The 16166-nt window shown below is 69.8% G+C and carries 17 protein-coding genes; 10 read left to right on the top strand and 7 right to left on the bottom strand.

Features of this window, described 5'->3' with window-relative positions; genetic code table 11:
* Positions 1 to 14: 14 nt before the first annotated feature.
* Both FHS42_RS19875 and FHS42_RS19880 read right to left on the bottom strand, forming a co-directional pair.
* Positions 15 to 677: a class I SAM-dependent DNA methyltransferase gene (locus FHS42_RS19875; protein WP_221476691.1), complete on the bottom strand. Its 663-nt coding sequence runs from the start codon at positions 675 to 677 to the stop codon at positions 15 to 17.
* 67 nt (positions 678 to 744) lie between these two features.
* A complete protein-coding gene (locus FHS42_RS19880; protein ID WP_246494999.1) occupies positions 745 to 1665 on the bottom strand; it encodes a phosphatidylinositol-specific phospholipase C in 921 nt (306 codons plus the stop codon).
* A 330-nt stretch (positions 1666 to 1995) separates the two neighbouring features.
* Here FHS42_RS19880 and FHS42_RS19885 point away from each other — a divergent pair, with 330 nt between their 5' ends.
* The 6 genes from FHS42_RS19885 to FHS42_RS19910 all read left to right on the top strand — a co-directional run bounded on the left by FHS42_RS19885 (position 1996) and on the right by FHS42_RS19910 (position 7585).
* Positions 1996 to 2532, top strand: a complete 537-nt coding sequence (locus FHS42_RS19885; RefSeq protein WP_184574026.1) for a nucleoside/nucleotide kinase family protein — start codon at positions 1996 to 1998, stop codon at positions 2530 to 2532.
* Positions 2529 to 3101 carry a hypothetical protein gene (locus FHS42_RS19890; RefSeq protein ID WP_184573757.1) on the top strand — a complete coding sequence of 191 codons (573 nt, stop codon included), beginning with the start codon at positions 2529 to 2531 and terminating at the stop codon, positions 3099 to 3101. Before FHS42_RS19885 ends, FHS42_RS19890 begins: the two co-directional genes overlap by 4 nt.
* Positions 3102 to 3238: 137 nt before the next feature.
* Positions 3239 to 3808 carry a 2Fe-2S iron-sulfur cluster-binding protein gene (locus tag FHS42_RS19895; RefSeq protein ID WP_184573759.1) on the top strand — a complete coding sequence of 190 codons (570 nt, stop codon included), beginning with the start codon at positions 3239 to 3241 and terminating at the stop codon, positions 3806 to 3808.
* Positions 3805 to 4809 carry an FAD binding domain-containing protein gene (locus FHS42_RS19900; protein ID WP_184573761.1) on the top strand — a complete coding sequence of 335 codons (1005 nt, stop codon included), beginning with the start codon at positions 3805 to 3807 and terminating at the stop codon, positions 4807 to 4809. Before FHS42_RS19895 ends, FHS42_RS19900 begins: the two co-directional genes overlap by 4 nt.
* 10 nt (positions 4810 to 4819) lie before the next feature.
* Positions 4820 to 6913 carry a xanthine dehydrogenase family protein molybdopterin-binding subunit gene (locus tag FHS42_RS19905; protein ID WP_184573764.1) on the top strand — a complete coding sequence of 698 codons (2094 nt, stop codon included), beginning with the start codon at positions 4820 to 4822 and terminating at the stop codon, positions 6911 to 6913.
* A gap of 180 nt (positions 6914 to 7093) precedes the next feature.
* A complete protein-coding gene (locus FHS42_RS19910) occupies positions 7094 to 7585 on the top strand; it encodes a pyridoxamine 5'-phosphate oxidase family protein (protein WP_184573767.1) in 492 nt (163 codons plus the stop codon).
* 140 nt (positions 7586 to 7725) lie between these two features.
* Here the strand turns inward: FHS42_RS19910 and FHS42_RS19915 are convergent, their stop codons facing one another.
* Positions 7726 to 8208: a Fur family transcriptional regulator gene (locus tag FHS42_RS19915; protein ID WP_312866957.1), complete on the bottom strand. Its 483-nt coding sequence runs from the start codon at positions 8206 to 8208 to the stop codon at positions 7726 to 7728.
* 374 nt (positions 8209 to 8582) lie between these two features.
* On the opposite strand from FHS42_RS19915, the gene FHS42_RS19920 reads away from it, so the two are divergent.
* Positions 8583 to 9197, top strand: coding sequence for a hypothetical protein (locus FHS42_RS19920; RefSeq protein WP_184573770.1), 615 nt, complete (start codon positions 8583 to 8585; stop codon positions 9195 to 9197).
* Complete coding sequence (locus tag FHS42_RS19925) at positions 9188 to 9703, top strand: GNAT family N-acetyltransferase (protein WP_184573773.1); 516 nt, start codon at positions 9188 to 9190, stop codon at positions 9701 to 9703. Before FHS42_RS19920 ends, FHS42_RS19925 begins: the two co-directional genes overlap by 10 nt.
* Before the next feature lie 60 nt (positions 9704 to 9763).
* Here the strand turns inward: FHS42_RS19925 and FHS42_RS19930 are convergent, their stop codons facing one another.
* Positions 9764 to 10555, bottom strand: coding sequence for a thioesterase II family protein (locus FHS42_RS19930; protein WP_184573776.1), 792 nt, complete (start codon positions 10553 to 10555; stop codon positions 9764 to 9766).
* A gap of 329 nt (positions 10556 to 10884) precedes the next feature.
* Between FHS42_RS19930 and FHS42_RS19935 the strand changes: the two genes are divergently transcribed.
* Both FHS42_RS19935 and thyX read left to right on the top strand, forming a co-directional pair.
* On the top strand, positions 10885 to 12195 hold the full coding sequence (locus tag FHS42_RS19935) for a pyroglutamyl-peptidase I (RefSeq protein WP_184573778.1): 1311 nt from the start codon (positions 10885 to 10887) through the stop codon (positions 12193 to 12195).
* Positions 12196 to 12478: 283 nt separating this feature from the next.
* Entirely contained in the window at positions 12479 to 13273 is a 795-nt protein-coding gene (gene thyX / locus FHS42_RS19940) for an FAD-dependent thymidylate synthase (protein ID WP_246495004.1), read from the top strand.
* A gap of 95 nt (positions 13274 to 13368) precedes the next feature.
* On the opposite strand, the gene FHS42_RS19945 is transcribed toward thyX, so the two are convergent.
* The 3 genes from FHS42_RS19945 to FHS42_RS19955 form a co-directional block, all read right to left on the bottom strand.
* Positions 13369 to 14733, bottom strand: coding sequence for a cation:proton antiporter (locus FHS42_RS19945; RefSeq protein ID WP_184573784.1), 1365 nt, complete (start codon positions 14731 to 14733; stop codon positions 13369 to 13371).
* A gap of 5 nt (positions 14734 to 14738) precedes the next feature.
* Positions 14739 to 15209: a cation:proton antiporter regulatory subunit gene (locus FHS42_RS19950; protein WP_184573787.1), complete on the bottom strand. Its 471-nt coding sequence runs from the start codon at positions 15207 to 15209 to the stop codon at positions 14739 to 14741.
* A 389-nt stretch (positions 15210 to 15598) separates the two neighbouring features.
* Complete coding sequence (locus tag FHS42_RS19955) at positions 15599 to 16129, bottom strand: GNAT family N-acetyltransferase (RefSeq protein ID WP_184573790.1); 531 nt, start codon at positions 16127 to 16129, stop codon at positions 15599 to 15601.
* Positions 16130 to 16166 lie beyond the last annotated feature (37 nt).

Consider the following 16166-nt stretch of genomic DNA (forward strand, 5'->3'; position numbering starts at 1 on the left):
CCGGCGGCGCGCGCTCAAGGTGTTTGGAGGACCACGACCCAGCAGGTGAGCGGCTCTTTGGTGTGGTAGGTCTGGCCGGCCCGCTGATCTACGAGGCGGGCCGCGCCGCGCTGGGTCAGCTCCGCGATGTGGGCCGGGAATCCCCTGGCGTCCCAGATGTGTGACAGCACGGTCAGCACCGTGTATCCGCCGGGCCTGGCCGCCGCGACGAGCGAGTCGATGCCCTCCGGGCCGACGTGCCCCGCGGTGAACGTCCCGGCGCAGACGACGGCGCCGTAGCCGCCCTGGTGCGCCGGTAGCGGCCGGGTGATGTCGGCGATGGCGAGATGTCGGTAGATGCCCTTCTGCCTGGCCACGTCGAGCATCCCCGAGGAGAGGTCAACGCCATCGACGGCGGTGAACTCGCGCTGCGCCAACTCAACGCCGACCAGCCCGGTGCCGCAGGCGGCGTCCAGCACCTCGGTGTCCGGCGGGACCAGTTCGGCAACCCGAGCGGCGGCGAGCGCGGGCCCCACATAGCCCAGGTTCGCCGTGTCCCGCTCGTAGTCCCGCGCCCAGTCGTCGTAGATGCCGGTGCGCTCTTCGACGTCTCCGCTGAGGGAGTACATCCGGCGCAAGATGGGATGGTCCACGCCGACCTGGTCGGCCTCGTCAGTCTCGCTGGCGTCGTCGCTCACCCGAAGTTCCTACCCCAGCCATGCGGGTGCGTAAAGACCGTATCGGCCAGCTGGATGACGCGGTGCGCTAGGCGCCGCGGCCCACCGGGTTGTGGCGGATCACGGTCTCGATGAGGCCCGGTGTCGCGTCGGGAAAGTCCATGGCCACCAGGCCGAGCCCGGTCAGGAAGCGGCCGTTCGGGCCAGTCAGGAAGTGGCGGACGCGGGGGTTGAGGTATTGGGCGCCCGTCAGCGGGGAGCCTGCTGCGGAGGTGCTGACGTAGTTCACGTAGAGCTTGCCGGGCCGTGCGGCGGCCTTACGGAAGTGCCGTTCCACCGCGCGGTACTTGGCAGCGAGGGTGGCCGGCTCGTCGTTCTGGATGTCCAGCAGTTTCGGGTCGCCGTACGGGATGCCCGGCAGTTTGGCGTTGTCGGCGAGCAGGACGACCTTGCCGCGGGCCTCCCCGAGTGTGGGCAGCGTCGCGTCGAGCCGAAACAGGGGGCGAAAGCCCGCCAGATACAGATCGAAAACGCGGCGGAACTCGGCGTCGGGCACCGTGGAGTGCTCCTGCCGCAGACGCATCAAGACAGTCTCTGTCGGATGGGCGCGCAAGAACGCCTCACATGCCAGCAGCACATCCCCGAACAGCAACTTCTGGGACAGGGCCGCGTGGTGGACGACGAAGGCCGAGTGAAAGGACCGGCACCGGATGTCCAGGAAGCGGATGCCGGCATTCAGTTGCTCGGCGATGGTGCGGCGCTGGCAGGCGACCTGCGCGCCGCCTAGACGAACGCCCGAGTGATGCGTCCCGGGCAGGCTCAGACGCGCCACTGGCAGGTCGTCGGCGATCTGGGCGAGCCAGTCCTGGGTGGTGGGTCGGGGGGTACGCGGCGGTGCGGTGAGGGGCCCACTGCTCGCCGCGGCCGGGTGCCCGCCCGCGTACCCCGCGAGCCCACCCGCGGTTATAGTCGCCGCGCCGAACAGGAAGCCGCGCCGGTCCAAGCTCATGTCGCGTCCTCTCGTGGCCATCTCATGGCCCGTCGAGTGTTCCGTGGAGACGGGGCGCACGGTAACAGCTTCGGCCACCTACCACGGGACTCATTCGGCCCATCGGCCTGGACACCGCGGATATGTGACGGGCTTTGCCCCCGTACGGCCCGTGTGTCCACCTGCGCGACGTGGCGCAAACCCACCGGGTCCGCCGACTCCTCTCGCCGGCCCGGTCCGCTCCCGGGCCCGCTCCCCCGACCCGCTTGCGCACCGCGGCGGTGCTCGGCTCGCCGAGAAAACCGGATGCCCCGGGGCGCGACCCTCTGCGAGGGTCCGGGCGTGGATGCTGTGGAGTGTAGTGACGTACTGCTTATCGGCGGACGCTCGGGCGTCGGCAAGTCAACCGTGGCCTGGGAGGTCTCCGCGCTGTTGCAGGCGGCGGGGACGGCGCACTGTCTGATCGAGGGCGACCTGATGGACCAGATACACCCGGCACCGCCCGACGACCCGGACCGCTCGGCGATCACCGAGCGGAACCTCGCGGCGGTCTGGGCCAATTACGCCGCGTTGGGGCAGCGCCGGCTGGTCTATACGAACACGGTGAGCATCCTGGAGGGCGCGATGTTCCGGCGGGTGCTGGGCGAGCCCGTACGGCTCGTGCCGCTCCTGCTGACCGCGCAGGACACCACCGCAGCCGAGCGGCTGGCGGGTCGCGAGATCGGTTCGCAGTGGGAGCCGCACGTCCAGCGCAGCGCCGTCATGGCGCGGCACCTCGCGGAGCACGCGCCGGCGGGCACCGTACGGGTGGCGACGGACGGCAGATCGGTGCCGGACATCGCCAGGGACGTGGTCGCGGCAACCGGCTGGGCAATCGATCATGCGTGAGCAAGCACTACACGGTCGTCAGCGGTTCGCACGCATCCACACTCGCCGTGTTCCGCGCGTTCGGCTGGGAGGCGCTGTCTCGGGGCAGCGGCATCACCGTACGGTACGCATCGCTCGCGCATCCGGACGCGTGGAGCGGCCCCAATGCCCCCAAGACGGGCGGCTCCCCGGCCGCGTATCGACAGTTCAGTGACCTGGTGCGCGAGTTCGGCACCGGCCGCAGCGCGGCCATCGGCCAGGTCTCCCTCACCGACTCGCGGGCCGTCATCACCTACGACTCCCTCACCACGGCCATCGCCGCCATCCGCAACAGCACGGTCGGCGCGGTGAAGATGCCCGAACTCACTCAGGTTGCGGACGGCTGGCTCCGGCTGCACGGCCAAAGCAAGCTGGAGGGCGCCAGCGACTGGATCTGCCTGGACCGGTACGGCAACGCGTACAACAAGGCAGTGGCCATCGTGACACCCGACGCACGGACCAAGGCGGCCCGGTTCGAGACGCTGGCGTGGCCGGACGGCAAGCCGCCCGCGCCGACCTGCACCGCCCCCAACCACCGCGCCACCGGCTGACCCGCGCTTGCGGAGCCACCGACCGTGCGGGGTCGGTGCGCCATGCGAGTGACTGGCTAATATTTTACGGTTTGTCCGAGTGGTGGACGGGGACGCGATCACGGGGCAGCAGCACACCAGCGAAGGGCCGTGACGCCATGGCAACGACCTCGACACCTCCCGTCGAGCACCGACCGACCGCATCGCAGATCACCTTGCGGGTCAACGGGGCCGCCCATCGGCTGACCGTTGACCACCGCACCACCGTGCTCGATGCGCTCCGCGAGCACCTTGGCCTGATCGGGGCGAAGAAAGGCTGCGATCACGGCCAGTGCGGTGCGTGCACCGTGCTCATCGACGGCCATCGGATCAACAGTTGTCTGACCCTGGCCGTGGCGGCGGACGGCGCGCAGATCACCACCGTGGAGGGGCTGTCCGATGGTGAGCAGCCGCACCCGCTCCAGCGGGCCTTTCTCGATCACGACGGCTTCCAATGCGGCTACTGCACCCCGGGCCAGTTGTGCTCCGCGATCGGAGTGCTCGCCGAGGCCGCCGATGGGCACCCCTCGCACGTCACGCCGTTGCCGGGGACCGGCTCAGGGGCGCCGCCGCCGGGCTCCCCGGTGCCGCTGACGTCGAGCGAGATCCGCGAGCGGATGAGCGGCAACCTGTGCCGGTGCGGCGCGTACACGAACATCGTGGACGCCATCGAGGAGGTGGCGCCGTGAGGCCGTTCGGCTACGTACGAGCCGACGACGTCGAAACGGCGATCGCCACCGTCGCCACCGAGCCCGACGCCCGGTTCCTGGGCGGCGGCACCAATTTGGTGGACCTGATGAAGCTGGGCGTGGAGCGCCCGGGGCTGCTCGTGGACGTCAGCAGGTTGCCGCTGACCGGCATCGATCCGGTCGGCGACGGCAAGCTGCGGATCGGCGCGAACGTACGCAACAGCGACCTCGCCGCCCATCCACTGATCCGCGCCCGCTATCCGGTGCTCTCCCAGGCGCTGCTCGCGGGCGCCTCCGGCCAGCTGCGCAATGCCGCCACCACCGGGGGCAATCTGCTCCAGCGCACTCGGTGCCTGTACTTCCAGGACGTCAGCAAGCCCTGTAACAAGCGCGCCCCTGGCAGCGGTTGCCCAGCCCGCGAGGGCATCCACCGGGACCTAGCGGTCCTCGGCCACTCCGAGCACTGCGTTGCGACCAACCCTTCCGACCTGGCCGTCGCGCTCGCCGCGCTCGACGCCAGCGTCGTGCTCCGCGGCCCGGACGGCGAGCGCACGGTTGCCGCCACCGCATTTCACCGGCTCCCCGCGGACCTGCCGGAGCGGGACACCGTCATCGCTCACGACGAACTGCTGACGGCCGTCGAACTGCCCGCCCCGCCGCCGGGCCGCTCCGCCTACCGCAAGGCCCGAGACCGCGCCTCGTACGCCTTCGCGCTCGCCTCCGTCGCCGCCGTGCTCGACGTCCAAGGCGGCACGGTGCGCGAGGTGCGCCTCGCATTCGGTGGTCTGGCCCACAAGCCGTGGCGGGCCACGGTCGCCGAGCAGGCGCTGCTCGGCGCGCCCGCGACCGAGGAATCCTTCCGGCATGCGGCCGACGCCGAGTTGGCGGCGGCCAGGCCGCTGCGCGACAACGGCTTCAAGGTCCCGCTCGCCCGCAATCTGGCGGTCCGCGTGCTGGCCTCGCTCGCCGACGCCAACCACATGCCGCAACTAGGCAGTTGAGGAGGCACCCATGAGCCACCCCGAGCCTGGGGCCCCGCTGGGCCGCCTCGAAGGACAGCTGAAGGTCACCGGCGCCGCGCGCTATGCCGCGGAGTACACGCCGCGCGGCACGGCATACGCCTGGCCGGTGCCGGCGACCATCGCCCGCGGCACGGTGACCGCCGTACACGACACCGATGCGCTCGCGATGCCCGGCGCGCTCGCGGTACTCAGCCACCACAACGCGCCGCGTGTCACCCCGGCCGATGACCCGGTGCTTAGCGTCCTACAGAACGCACACGTCCCGCACCGCGGCTGGTACGTGGCTCTGGCCATCGCCGAGTCCCTAGAGGCGGCGCGCGGCATGGCCGCAGCACTGCACATCGACTATGCGGCCGATGAGCACGACGTGGTCCTCACCGAGGGCCATGCGAGGCTGTACGAGCCGGAGTTGGCCAACGGCGGCCATCCGGCCCGCCGTGAGCACGGCGATTTCGATGCCGCGTACGCCAGTGCAGCGGTGCGCGTGGATGCGACGTACACCATGGCGGCGCAGCACAACCACCCCATGGAGCCGCACGCCTCCACCGCCGAGTGGGACGGTGACCGGCTGACGGTGTACGACTCGAACCAGGGCTCGACCAAGGTCCGGGACGCGCTGGCGACGCTGTTCGAGTTGCGCCCCGAGCAGGTGACCGTGGTCTCCGAGCACGTCGGTGGCGGCTTCGGCTCCAAGGGCACGCCGCGTCCGCAGGTGGTACTCGCCGCGATGGCCGCCCGTCAGCTTCGCCGCCCGGTCAAGCTGGCGCTGCCCCGCAATCAACTCGCTGCCGTCGTCGGCCACCGGGCCCCCACGGTGCAGCGGCTGCGGATCGGCGCGGACCGAAAGGGTGGGATCAGCGCGCTCGGGCACGAGATCATCACCCACACCTCGACGGTCAGGGAGTTCGTGGAGCAGGCAGCGACGCCCTCACGCACCATGTACACGGCGCCCAACAGTCGTACCACGCACCAGGTGGCCGCGTTGGATGTCCCAACGCCGTCGTGGATGCGCGCGCCAGGCGAGGCGTCGGGGATGTACGCGCTGGAGTCGGCCATGGACGAGTTGGCGGTCGCCCTTGGCATGGACCCGGTTGAACTGCGGGTACGCAACGACCCGGCCATCGAGCCGGATACCGGAAAGCCGTTCAGCAGCCGGCATCTGGTGGAGTGCCTGCGCGAGGGCGCCCGCCGGTTCGGTTGGGAAGAACGTGATCCACGGCCGCGCAGCCGTCGCGAGGGAAGCCTGCTGATCGGTACGGGCGTCGCCTCCGCCACCTATCCGGTTCTCGTCTCGCCCTCCATGGCCGAGGCGTGCACCGTGCCCGGCGGCGGCTATCGGGTACGGGTCAACGCGACCGACATCGGCACCGGCGCTCGTACGGTGCTCGCCCAGGTCGCCGCGGACGCGCTCGGGGTGCCCGTGGACCATGTGCTGATCGACATCGGCCGCAGCGATCTGCCCGCGGCGCCCCTGGCCGGCGGCTCGTCCGGCACCGCGTCTTGGGGTTGGGCGGTGCATCACGCGTGCCGCAGGCTGCGGGCACTGGTCATGGAGGCGGGGGGCGCGGAAACCCCGACCACCACGCTGCGCGCCTTCGCGGACACCTCCGGAGAGGCGGACGCCGAATCCCCCTACGCCCGGCACGCCTTTGGCGCGCATTTCGCCGAGGTCGCGGTGGACGCGGACACCGGCGAGACGCGAGTACGGCGACTACTGGGCGTCTACGCCGCCGGTCGCATCCTCAACTCCCGCACCGGCCATAGCCAGTTCATCGGCGGAATGGTCATGGGGCTCGGCATGGCGCTGCTGGAGGGCAGCACCATGGACCCGTCTTTCGGTGACTTCGCCGAGCGCGACCTGGCCTCGTACCACGTGCCCACCTGCGCCGACACTCCCGCTATGGAGGCGCACTGGATCGACGAGGACGACCGGCACCTCAACCCGATGGGCAGCAAGGGCATCGGAGAGATCGGCATCGTGGGCACGGCCGCGGCGATCGGCAACGCCGTGCACCACGCGACGGGCGTACGGCTGCGGGAGCTGCCGATGACCCCGGACAAGGTGCTGGCCCACCTCAACTGACCCGGCGGGCACCGGTACCGGCGGGGTGGGCCCGCCACCCAGCCACGGGGCGCGCCCGGTACCGGCTCGCGCCTGCATTCCGCGCGGGAGCCTGCGATGCCACCCCACGCCCGTGGCAGGGCGTGGCGCGCGGATAGGGTACGTCCGGGTTTTCTCGTGACCGGAAGGACGTGTTGCCCTATGCAGGATCTCGCGACGATTGCGCCTGCCTTCGTGGAGATGGCGCACCGCATCGTGTGGGCGTCGGTCGCCACCGTGGACCGGTCTGGCCGGCCGCGCAGCAGGGTGTTGCACCCGATCTGGACCTGGGAGGACGGCGTGCTCACCGGCTGGGTGGGCACGGGTCCCACCCCGGCCAAGCGCGCCCATCTGGCCCATAGCCCGTATGCCTCGGTCAACTACTGGGCTCCCGGGCACGACACCTGTGTCGCGGAGTGCGCGGCCGAGTGGGCCGATGACGTGGAGACCCGCACCCGGGTGTGGAATCTGCTCAAGTCGGCCCCCGAGCCGCTGGGCTACGACCCCGGGGGCATTGGCGTCCCCGACTGGCAGACGCCCGAGTCGCCCGGGTTCACCGCCTTGAAGCTCACTCCGTGGCGACTGCGGGTGATGCCGGGGACGCTGATGGCCGGCAAGGGGGGCGACATTTTGACCTGGCAGCGGACGGAGTAGCCGGGTCGCCGCCGGCCCCCGGCCGCTGCGCGCGGGGGCGCCCACGGGGTGGCGCCGGTGTCGCGCTCCGGCAATCGTCGGTGCCGGCCGCAGGCGATACGAGCCGTGTGCCTCCCGACGGGACGGCCGCTGTCGTCCCGTCAGGAGCCGACACGACATCTGGCACATACTCCGGTGAGCTCCAGGATGTGCTCCACAGCGGAGAACCCGGTGCACTCCCCCACTCGCTCCGCCCACTCCTCGACCACATCGGCGTCCACCGACTGGCTCCTGCCGCAGTCGCGGCAGATGAGGTAGTGCCGGTGCCCGGCGGCGGGGCGCCGCCGATACAGCCGGCCCTCCGCGTCATCGCGTACAACATCCAGCAGCCCGGCGCGCTCCAGGGCCTGGACACTGCGGTAGACCGTGGTCAGCCCGATGGACACCCCGTCAGCGGCCAGCCGCGCGTGGAGTTCCTGCGCCGATACGAAGTCGGGGCAGGCCGCAAGGACCCGCAGCACGGCGGCGCGCTGCGGCGTGGACCGCCCCGACGGGACGTCACGCACCGCGTCCGCCACCTCCCCGGGCAGCCCACCGCCCACGATCATTGGCCCTCCACCGCAGCTCGACAGCGTGTGGCTCACACCCACACGCTAGATGACAATGATTTCCACGTCCAGGGTGGTTCGGGGCACGGCCCGAGGCTCTGGGGGCGCGAGGGGGCGTACACAACCGCAGCTTGGCGCATAGGCCCCTAGCGGTCGCGGCGAGGCAGGCCCGCAGGGGAGGAGGGACGGTGACGCGGCCCCCCTGTTGACCTCCAGGTGGCGTGTCCACTTCATACCTCCTCACCTTGGTTCGAAGCCCCAAGATGGCTCATGCTGCCCGACCTACGACAGGGCGAGACCTTGAAGCGCTGACGGTTGCCCCCGGGCCTTTCACCCCATCAATGCCGTCACGCTAGACGCCTAAACGGCTACGCTGAGTCAATGGAGAAAAATGTGGCCTTAGCGCAGCCATGGAAGACCAAGACGTCTTTCAAGCCGAGTTGGCGCGCAAGTTAGACGACGAGATGAGACGGCTGACTGGTCACCAGGGGCAATTGACTGATCGTCAGGTACGTCGCTGGCTCAGAGGTGAGGTTCAGTGGCCGCACCCTGTCCAACGCATCGCGCTGGAGAGGATTCTCGGACGGCCAGCGCTCGAACTAGGGTTCAAGCCTCGGGCCAAGCTGCCTGCCGAGGAGGACCCCTTGCAGCGCCGCTTCTTCTGCACTGCCGCCACGGGCACCGTCGTTTCTACCGCCATAGGCCCAATTGCTCCCTCTGTTGGACGAGCCGACGTGGGCCGCTTCCGGGCCGAACACACCAGAATCGTCAATAAAGACCAGACGCTGGGCGGCAGTCAGGACGTGGAGAGCCACTCCATCGAGCTCGCTACACAGATCAAGTCGGCACTCGCAACAGGACGATCATCTACGAAGACACGCACGGCGCTGTATCACCTGGCTTGTGACGTCAAGTCGGCGCGGACTTCCTCCAGCCGCACGGAAGTTCGCACCATCGTGGCAGGGTCTCACTCCAAAGATCCCCATGTTCGAGAATGGGCAGAAAGGGCCGAAACATGGACGTGAAGCGTTACTCGCACGCTGATGCTGTAAATATCCGAGAGATGATTCTCGATATGCACGACGCGGCGTACAGAGACGAGAGCGACACGTTCCACTCCCGCGAGCGCTTCAGCGAATTTTTCGACCACTGGAGCAGCAAAGTTGAGTGGTCATGTGTAGTCGGCTTTGTGGATAGTTCTCCGGTCGGCTTCGCCTACGGTTCATCCTTCGATTCCGGCGGGTGGTGGCAAGGCTCCGAACGGCCCGGGACAGTGGGACCGGACGCCACGGTGTTTGGCCTGTCAGACCTGACGGTCGTACAGTCATGGCGAAAGACCGGAGTGTCGGCCCGCCTTCATGATGCTGTTATCAACAGTCGTGGAAGTGACGTGGCGACACTACTCGTGGACACGGAGCACACCAAGGTTTCAGCTCTCTATGAGAGATGGGGCTACGAAAAGGTAGGGGAGCAAAAGCCGTTCGAGGACTCTCCCATCTTCGCGATCATGGTGAAGCGGCTGCGGCCTTAGGACTCGAATGAGCCATCCCTGGTCATAGCAGCTACGGCTTAGCCCGCATTTGCCTGTGACTCAGTCCGCATTCTCCACAGCCGCGTAGCGCGATGCCTTGGGCGTTGCCTTCGTGCTCAACGCCGCGATCATCCGCTCGCTCTGCGGCCACAGGAAGAAGTGATCTCCCGGCAGCACCGTCAGCGAAAAGCCGCCGCTGGTGGCCAGCGACCAGTCTTCGACCATCTCCGGGGTGGCCTCGTCGTCCGCGTCACCCGTGAATGCGTCGATCGGACAGCTCACCCGGGCATCGAGGTCGGGAGCGTACGTGCCGATGAGTTGGTAGTCGGCACGGATTGCGGGCAACAGCAGTTCCCGCATCTCCGGATCGTCGAGCAGTGCGTTGTCGGTGCCGCCCAACCGCCGCAGCTCATCAGCGAGTTCCGCCTCGCTCAGACGGTAGGTGTCAGTGGGCCGCAGTCGGCGCGGGCCGGGGCGCCCCGAGACGCACAGCCGCCGGGGCCGCAGGCCCGCCTCCCGTTCCAGGCGCAGCGCCACCTCCCAGGCCACCGACGCGCCCATGCTGTGGCCGAACAGCACCAGGTCGCGTCCGCGCAGTAGCGGTGTACGGGTCAGCTCGGCGGTGAGCGCGTCGGCGAGCGCGGCCATCTCGACCAATGGCTCCTCAAGGAGCCGGTCCTGACGTCCCGGATATTGGACCGCAAGGAGCTCCATGTTCGGCGGCAGCATCCGGGCCCAGGGGATGAAGAATCCGGCGTTGCCGCCCGCGTGCGGCAGACATAGCACGGTGGTGGTGGCGTCGGGCCGCGGCACGGGGCGGCGTAGCCACGGGGACACGGGCGCGGTCGTCACGGTCATCTCCGTTCGGTCGTAGGCGGTGCCACCGCGCACGAGGAGACCGGCGGCCCTGCCCTGGCAGTCTCCCCCATCGAGCGAGGGGCGCCCTGCGGACCCGCGCCCCCGGCTGCCGATGCCCGGCGGACGAAAACACCCGGCCTTTGGGGGTGGCGTGGCAGGCGGTGGTCGGGTTCGATGGCGGGCACACCGAACGGCTACCGGAAGCGGTGGCCGTGCGGTACGCCCTCACCAGCCCACCATCCCGCGCTGCACGGTTTTACCCCCATCGCGACCCGTAATTCGTCCGACCTTGTACGTTTCTTCCCTGTATCGAAGGACCCCACATGAAACCGCTCCGTATCCGCCTTGGAGGACTTGTCACTGCGCTGGTGGCCGCCGCGCCGTTGGCCATGGCCGCCCCCGTCGCCGCCGATGCGCCGGTTGCTGCCGGGGCACGTGCCACGGCCGACCGCGGCGCCTTCGATGGGCCCACCGTCGAGGAGAAGCGGTTGGATCTGCCCGTGCCGCGCGAGATTTTGCGCCGCAGCGGGTTCGACGACGTGGCGCCTCGCTTCGCTCGTGCGCTGGTGGGCGCGCGCTCGGCAACGGCGGCTGAGCGACTGGTGGAGCGGCACGGGCAGCGGGTGTGGGACCGCGCGGTGGACCGGGCGCAAGGCCGCGGCCCCGCGGGCGGCGATCTGAGTCGGGACGACGACCGCCCGCTGTACTGGGCGCGGCTCGGCATGACCCGGGCACTGGCCGACTGGAAGCCGTCCTTTCCCCTGTCGGACGCGCGCAGGACCGCGCTGCTTGACGGCCTTGAGCGCTCCTCGCGCGGGCAGGACACCATGCGGCTGCCGGCGGGGAAGGGCATCAAGCGGATCGTGGTGACCGGGTTCGACCCGTTCCAACTCGACTCCGATCCGCGGCGCAGCAACCCCTCCGGCGCCGCGGCGCTCGCGCTGGACGGCACCACGATCCGTACCTCCTCGGGCCCGGCGCGCATCGAGACGGCCGTCTTCCCGGTCCGTTGGGACGACTTCGCCAGCGGTGTGGTCGAACGCACGCTGCTGCCGCACTTCCGGCCAGGGCCGCGGCAGGCGGATCTGTTCACGACCATCAGTCAGGGCAGCCCGGGCCGGTTCGATGTGGAGCGCACCAACGGGGCCTGGCGCGGGGGCTACGGTGACAACGCGAACGTGTCCCGCACCGGCACGGTGCCCATCTCGCCGGGCGTGCCGACACCGAGCCCGCAGCCTCAGTGGACGACGACCTCGCTGCCGTATCAGCGGATCGTCGCGGCGGACACCGGTCCCTTTCCGGTACGCGACAACACGGCCGTGACCGAGATCCCGGCCGGTGGCACCGAGCCCGTGCAGCGGCCCAACGGCCCCACGCCCGGCTCGACGGCGCGCGCCGGCGGCGGCGGTAACTACCTCTCCAACGAGATCGCCTATCGCGCGACGCTGCTGCGTGACGCGGTGCACCTCAACGCGCCCGGCGGGCACCTGCACACCCCGGTCCTCACCTTCGGCGCCGACAACGCCGATCCGACCACGGGCAAGGTCACCGACCCGCAGTTCGTCCGTAACCGGCTCGCCATCACGGCGCAGATACGCGCGGTGTTGACGGTGGCGGCAGGCACGCTGCGCTGACCTCGGCACGGTAGACATCCCAGGCACCCCAGGCACGCTGCGCTGACCGGCACGGCGGGCACACCAACCGGGGCGCCGGCGGACCGATTGGGCTCGCAGCCCGACTGTTGGGCACACCCGGCGCCAGCGGCGGAACGACGCTGCCCCGGCCACGCGAAGTGGCCGGGGCAGCGTCGTCTCCAGTGCCCTCCTCCGGGCGCCTGGCGCCTCGGGAGACCACGCGTCGGGGCTGGTGAGCGGACGTGACAGACTCGGCCCGCGCGTTTCCCAGAGCTACCGAAGGATGGTCACGTTGCGTCGCGTTGAACCCGAAGTCCGTCTCATCGCCCGCCCCCAACTGGACTACGACGAGGTCGCTGGATACCTCGCCGAGGTGGGCGGTGAGAACTGGCTGGAGCGCATCGACCGGGGGGACCTGGACGACGCGCAGAACCTGGCGGAGTTCGCCGGGCGCGTGTGCTATCGCTCCTGGGAGCCGGGCCTCAACCCGAATGTCACCCGCATCCGTACTGACCAGGAAAAGTACCTGCACAACATTTTGGCCAGCGCGCACGGCTCGGTGCTTGAGCACGTGAGCTTCTCCCTCGTGCTCCACCACGTCAGCCGGGTCGCCACCCACGAGTTGGTACGCCATCGCGCGGGCACCGCCGTATCGCAGGAGTCGCTGCGCTTCGTACGCCTGGACGACCTGCCCTTCTGGTTCCCGGACTGGGCCGAGGGCGACCCGGAGCTCATGGAACGGGCCACGGAACTGCTCACGCGGATGGAAGAGTTCCAACTGTGGATGGCCGAGCACTTCGGGCTGGACGAGAAGGGCGTGCCGTTCGCCGAGAAGAAGGCCAAGACCTCGTTCATGCGACGCTTCGCCCCCGAGGGCGTGGCCACCGGCCTGGTGTGGACGGCCAATGTGCGTACCTTGCGCCATGTCATCGAGAGCCGAACGGCGCCCGGCGCCGAGGAGGAGATCCGGCTACTGTTCGGCAAGGTCGGCGAGTTGCTGACCAAGGAGGCCCCGGCCCTGTTCGGCGACTACACCATCGATGACGGCGCGTGGATACCCGGCTGGCGCAAGGTCTAACGCAACACCGCAACACCGCAACACCGCAAGCACACAGGCACACAAGCCCTCAGATCTGCGATGTCCCCGTCCCCAGAACCGGGGTGGCCCACCCGCTACGGAAGAGGTTGTGGGCCACCACGGTGGGAGGGCAGCGGCGGCTCGTCATCGCTCGGCGGTGCGGCCCGCGGGCCGGGCTCAGGTACCGGCCTTGAGGCCGTAGGCCCGTCGTGCTCCGCTGCGGCGCCTTCGACCGGGCGCGGCGCGGGCGCACCGACTGCGGACTCAGCCTCGGGGGCGTGCGGCTTGGCGCTGGCCGAGCGGGCCCCCTGCCAGGCGCCTAGCCGGCGTACGACGGGTTCGGTGTAGCGAGCGGCCAGCGGGCCGACGATGACCAGGATCAGGACGTACGCGGTGGCGAGGGGGCCGATCCTGGGCTCGGTGCCCACCGCGAGCCCCGCGATGACGATGGAGAACTCACCGCGTGCGACCAGCGCACCGCCGGCCCGCAGCCGCCCCCGGGAGCCGATGCCGGCGCGGCGTGCCGCGTACCAGCCGGTGCCGACCTTGGTGATCGCCGTGACGGCGGCGAGCAGCAGCGCGGGCAGCAGCACCGGGGGGATTTCGGTCGGGTCGGTCGAGAGCCCGAAGAAGACGAAGAAGACGGCGGCGAACAGGTCCCGCAGCGGTGTCAGCAGCCGCTCCGCGCCCTTGGCCACCTCGCCGGACAGTGCGATGCCCACCAGGAAGGCGCCGACGGCGGCGGAGACCTGAAGCTCCTGAGCGACCCCGGCGACGAGCAACGTCAGGCCCAGGACGACCAGCAGCAACATCTCGGGGTTGTCCGACGAGACCGCACGGCTGATCAACCGCCCGTGCCGTAGGGCGAGATAGAGAACGACGCCTACGGTGCCGAGCGCGATCAGCAACGTCACGCTGCCGCCCGCGAGCCCGGCCCCGGCCAGCAGGGCGGTCAGCAGGGGCAGATAGACCGCCATCGATAGATCCTCGATGACCAGCACGCTCAAGATGACCGGCGTCTCACGGTTGCCCAGCCGTCCCAGATCGGTGAGGACCTTGGCGATGACGCCCGATGAGGAGATCCAGGTGACACCGGCGAGGGCCACCGCGCCCACCGGCCCCCAGCCGAGCAGCAGCGCGGCGACCGCGCCCGGGGTGGCGTTGAGGACGAAGTCCACTGCCCCAGACGGGTACTGGGTCTTGAGGCTGGTGACGAGCTCCGATGCGCTGTACTCCAGGCCGAGCAGGAGCAACAGCAAGATGACGCCGATCTCCGCGCCGACTCCGACGAAGTCCTCGCTGGCCTTGAGCGGCAGCAGCCCGCCCTGCCCGAAGGCGAGCCCGGCCAGCAGGTACAGCGGTATCGGGGACAGGCCGAAGCGCAGCGCCATACGGCCTATGAGGCCGAGTCCCAAGATGACGGCCCCGAGTTCTATCAGGAGCGTGGTGGTGTCATGCACGCCGGTCAGCCCTCCGCGATGATCGTGGTGAGCGCGTCAACGCCCTCCCTAGTGCCGACCGCGACGAGCGTGTCGCCCATGGCGAACCGGAAGTCCGGGCCGGGCGACGGGTGGGCGCTGGTGCGCCGCAGTACCGCGACGATGGAGGCTCCGGTGCGGGTCCGGGCTCCGGTGTCGCCGAGCAGTCGCCCCGCGTACGGTGAGCGTCTGCCGACCGGTATGTGCTCGGTGACCAGATCGATGCCGTCCGTGCGGACCGCATCGATCGGCGCCGTGTCGATGAGGTGGGCGACCGCGGTGGCCTCCTCAGGAGAGAGCGGGATCGATGCCTGGCAGGAGTCGGGGTCGTCGTCGGAGTAGAAGCCGATAAAGCGGCGGCCGTCTTGGTGGACGACGACGGACAGATGTTGTCCTGCGTGCGTCGTGAAGTCGTACTGGGTACCGACACCGGGCAGCGTTGTACGCCGTGTGCCCATGGTTGCCTCCTGGGACGCACGTGGTCAGAACGGTTTCTTTAACGTTATATGACCGAAGGTGACCGCCGGAACGACAGGCTCCGACCCCTTGTGGTGCGACCTGGTGTGTCCCCGCGCGTTTCCCGCCTGACCGCGGCGCACACCGTGGCGGAACGCACACGGCCACGGTGTGGTGCCGGTAGGTACAGCCGGCAGATGCGGTGCCGGCAGGTGCGCGCGGACGCCGGGTGCAGTGCAGTGCCATGCCCTGGATACGAGACGGGCACAACACGACAGCACGACGCAGCACAGCGCAACACAGCACAGCACGGCGCAACACGGCACGGCACAGCACGGTGAGGAGACAGCACGGCGAGGAGACAGCCGGGATACGGCGGCGTGCGGTGTCGCTAGCGGTCTGTGGGCCGCCAGGCGTAGCGGATGTCCGGCTCGTGTTCCTCGTTGGCCGAGCCGTCGGTACGGGCCACTTCGGTGAAGCCGTGCCGCTCGTAGAACCGCTGGGCCGGGGCGTTGACCTGGAACGTGACCAGCGTGAGCCCGTCCGGGCGACGGCGCTTCGCCAGGTGCACAAACTGGTCACCAAGCCCCTGCCCGCGCCATCCGGGGTCGAGGTACAACTGCTCCAGTTCGGCCTCCGCGAGCACCAGCAGGCCGACGACGGCGCCATCGGCGACCGCAACCCAGGTCTCGTGGTTGGGGATCACCACCGCCCGAAACCAGCCCCTGACCTCGTCATCGCTGTGGGCACGGCGCACCGCGGGCAGCGCGGCGGCGTAGGAACGCAGCCACACATCGGCCGCAGCCAGCGCGTCACCATCGTCGGCGCGCCGGATCTCCGGTTGCCGGCCCTGCCCGCGCTGCGCGCTATGCGGCTGCCCGCCGCGCCTGCCGCCCGCGGCCTGTCTGTCGTCCGCCCTCATGCCATCCCCCAGTTGCCGTCCAGCCATCGATCCGCGG

Source organism: Streptomyces zagrosensis (assembly GCF_014203645.1).
Taxonomy (GTDB): Bacteria; Actinomycetota; Actinomycetes; order Streptomycetales; family Streptomycetaceae; genus Streptomyces; species Streptomyces zagrosensis.